General features: G+C 44.7%; 3 protein-coding genes. 2 read left to right on the top strand and 1 reads right to left on the bottom strand.

Features of this window, described 5'->3' with window-relative positions; all coding sequences use genetic code 11:
• On the bottom strand, window positions 1–969 hold a 969-nt coding region (locus Q0546_RS08980; RefSeq protein WP_298792345.1), incomplete at its 3' end, for a DEAD/DEAH box helicase family protein.
• Between the two features lie 67 nt (window positions 970–1036).
• Between Q0546_RS08980 and Q0546_RS08975 the strand changes: the two genes are divergently transcribed.
• Window positions 1037–1270, top strand: coding sequence for a hypothetical protein (locus tag Q0546_RS08975; RefSeq protein WP_002946661.1), 234 nt, complete (start codon window positions 1037–1039; stop codon window positions 1268–1270).
• Between the two features lie 7 nt (window positions 1271–1277).
• Window positions 1278–1502 (top strand): hypothetical protein, encoded by a 225-nt coding sequence (locus tag Q0546_RS08970; protein WP_298792344.1) that lies wholly within the window; start codon window positions 1278–1280, stop codon window positions 1500–1502.
• Window positions 1503–1617: the final 115 nt, after the last annotated feature.

Here is a 1617-nt window from a genome sequence, read left to right as displayed (position 1 = left end):
CGAGTATGGCGTCTCTCCGGGCTTTTGCCCCGTTAGGTGGCGCGCGTAGTTTTCGATGCCTTTGCACATGCCCGTACTGCTCATCATCTCTAGGTCAAACTCCACTCGCTGTTTTAGGCGCTGAGCCTCTACGAGCTTACCTTGATCGTTAAATTCTTTTAGCCGCTCTTCTAGCTCCTCTTCTATCTGTTTGATCGCGATTTTTAGGCGGTCTGCGCCCACGATAAACTGACTCGTGGCATAGAGCGTAAATTTACCCACGTCTTTTAGCTTTTTGTTTTCCAGTACGTCAAAGTGATACATCGCGTCGATCTCGTCGCCGAAAAACTCGATGCGAAGCGCTTCGTCTCCCCAATATGCGGGATAGACGTCCACTACGTCGCCGTTTACGCGAAAGTCGCCTCGGTCGAAGTAGTTATCGTTTCGCTTGTAGCCCATATCCACTAGCTTTTGCAGTAGCGCGCGCTGGTTGATTTTTTCACCGACGTTTAGGTATGCGACCATGCCTTGGTATTCGCTAGGATTACCTAAGCCGTAGTTGGCCGACACTGACGCCACGCACACGACGTCGTCAAAGCTGAGCAAACTGGCCGTCGCAGAGAGGCGCAGACGCTCGAGTTCTTCGTTTACGGAGCTATCTTTTTCGATGAAAAGGTCTTGGCGCGGGATGTAGGCCTCGGGCTGATAGTAGTCGTAGTAACTGATAAAATACTCCACGTGGTTTTTAGGGAAAAAGCCCTTAAATTCGCTATAAAGCTGCGCGGCGAGGGATTTGTTGTGCGTCATTATTAGCGTGGGCATATTTAGTTCTTTTATCACGTTTGCCATCGTAAATGTCTTGCCTGAGCCCGTGACGCCTAGAAGCGTTTGGTATTTATTGCCCGATCTTACGGAGGCTACGATATTTTGGGCTGCGCGGGCCTGATCCTCGCTTGGGCTAAATTTGGACGAAATTTCAAAATTTTTCATTTTTTACCTTAAAAATCAGCTTTTTTTGTTACAATTACGTAAAATTATACCAAAACTAAGGAAAAAGATGTTTGATAACGATAAAGTACTAAACACCCTAACCGACAAGGTAAACGACCTGCTGGCTAGATATAACGAAATCTGCGAAGAAAACGAGTCTCTACGCAACGAACTAATCAGCGTCAAAGCCCAAAACGAAGCCAAAACAAATCAAATCGCCCGCCTAGAAGAAGACCTAAGAACCAAAAATACCGAGAGCGACGACGTTATCCGCAAGATCGAAGCGGTACTGGGAAAATAAGTAAACGATGAAAAAAATAACGGTAAAAATAGCTTCCACATTCTACAACATCAGCCTCGAGGACGACTTTGCCCAAAATTTTGAAAAAGAGTGGGAGACCTTTACCGGAGGTAAAAAGTATCTCGACGTCAAAGAGCTACTAAGCGCCTTTGTCCAAAAATGCTATGAAAACTATCAGCAGGAGCGCGACTTGCGCTCTTTGGCTCAAAAACTAAGTAAAGAAATAAGTTAAATTTTATCCTAGATTACTTTTCTACACGCACCCATATAAAAAGATTTCATTTTAATCTATTTTTAAGCTAATAATCTATATAATTCCGCCAACTGCATAAGTGTATGCGGAAATA

The organism is uncultured Campylobacter sp. (genome assembly GCF_937997465.1).
Taxonomy (GTDB): domain Bacteria; phylum Campylobacterota; class Campylobacteria; order Campylobacterales; family Campylobacteraceae; genus Campylobacter_A.
This window is presented reverse-complemented; position numbering and strand designations above follow the sequence as displayed.

What these genes read in the sequence shown, in the direction of transcription:
- Q0546_RS08970 (WP_298792344.1), top strand. Translation starts at nt 1,278, where the DNA reads ATGAAAAAAATAACGGTAAAAATAGCTTCCACATTCTACAACATCAGC.
- Q0546_RS08975 (WP_002946661.1), top strand. Translation starts at nt 1,037, where the DNA reads ATGTTTGATAACGATAAAGTACTAAACACCCTAACCGACAAGGTAAAC.